This window comes from Alcanivorax sp. HI0083, from assembly GCF_001635175.1.
In genome coordinates this window covers 1-1,574 of sequence record NZ_LWFX01001518.1, presented here as the reverse complement: position 1 = coordinate 1,574, position 1,574 = coordinate 1, and the positions used below count along the sequence as shown (strand labels likewise).

Here is a 1,574-nt window from a genome sequence, read left to right as displayed (position 1 = left end):
GGACCCCAGCGCATCCATGATGGAATGGTCCTGCTGCGATTGCGCGCATTCGGCCCGGGGCGTCACCACAGCAAGCCGGTTTTCTTGCAGATAATTGAGCAGCCGGCACACGTAGGCAGCAGCCAGATCGGCCTTGAGCGTCCAGGACGCATTGGTATACCCGAACACCCAGGCCATGTTGGGCACTCCCTCCATCAGCACGCCTTTGTAAGTCATGCGCTGACTCACATCCAGCGGCGCACCATCAACCGATAACGTCATGCCGCCAAGCACCTGAAGATTCAGCCCGGTGGCGGTAACAATAATGTCCGCTTCCAGCTCCCGCCCGGATTTCAACAGGATGCCATTTTCCGTAAAGGTCTCGATATGATCGGTGACAATGGTCGCCTTGCCATCGCGCAGGTCCTTGAACAGATCCGCATCCGGCACCGCGCACAGGCGCTCGTCCCAGGGCATATAAGAAGGGCTGAAATGGGCCATATCCACGCCATCGCCCACATGCCGCTTGACGTTGGACAACAGCAGTTTGCGCATAAATTTCGGGTATTTTTTTGACGCTTTATAAATCAGGCGCTGCAGCTTGATATTGCGCCACCGTGCCATACCAAACACCCAGTCCGAAGGCAGCACCGCATCCAGCAGTTCGGATAATTTGTCATGGCCGGGAATGGAAAAAATATAGGAAGGTGAACGCTGCAGCATGGTGATATGAGCGGTTTCCTCCGCCATGGAGGGAACCAGTGTAACGGCCGTGGCACCACTACCAATCACCACCACTTTTTTATCCTTGTAATCCAGATCCTCCGGCCATTGTTGAGGATGGACACAGCGCCCCTTGAAGCGATCCATGCCTGGAAAATCAGGTAAATAGCCCTTGTCGTAATTGTAATAACCGGTGCAGCCAACCATAAACCGGGCGGTGAACGTCTCGGTTTCTCCACTATCTTCATGGGTTACTGTCACTGTCCAGCGCTGATCCTTTTCCGACCAGTCCGCCGAGGTAGTTTTCAGGCCATAGCGGATATGCTCTGTGACCCCAAAGGCGTCCGCCGTTTCATGAATATAATGACGAATGGAGGGCCCGTCGGCCAACACTTTCAATTCATTCCAGGGACGAAAACCATAGCCAAAACTGAACATATCAGAATCGGAACGAATCCCCGGATAACGGAACAGATCCCAGGTTCCTCCCATGGCCTTGCGCCGCTCAACAATAGCAAAACGCTGGTCCGGGCAATCCTTGCCAAGATGACAGGCCATGCCGATACCCGACAGCCCTGCACCGATTATCAGGACATCCACATCATTACCGGTGTGTTCATTATTTTCGGCATGCTTGTGCTGGCTAACCATGAGAACGCTCCCTTAAACAGCCGGTCAAATCATCACGTAAAGAGTTCCTTTACCGTTCACCATCCCATTGCCAACAACCACAGGCAACCGACTTTTTCTGCCTGCCCCGTATCCGCCAGGTCACGCAGCATGCATCCACGGAATGGCCCTTGCATTTTTACGTCCAAAGTAATCATCAGGCCGTTTCCAAGTCTATACAAAGCAGTACTTGGCCCCATTCC

1 protein-coding gene is annotated in these 1,574 nt (G+C 53.5%); it reads right to left on the bottom strand.

Going from position 1 to position 1,574, the window contains the following annotated elements; all coding sequences use genetic code 11:
- Window positions 1-1,353, bottom strand: a 1,353-nt coding sequence (locus A3754_RS22870; RefSeq protein WP_063521431.1) for an NAD(P)/FAD-dependent oxidoreductase, incomplete at its 3' end; no start/stop codon positions are given.
- Window positions 1,354-1,574: the final 221 nt, after the last annotated feature.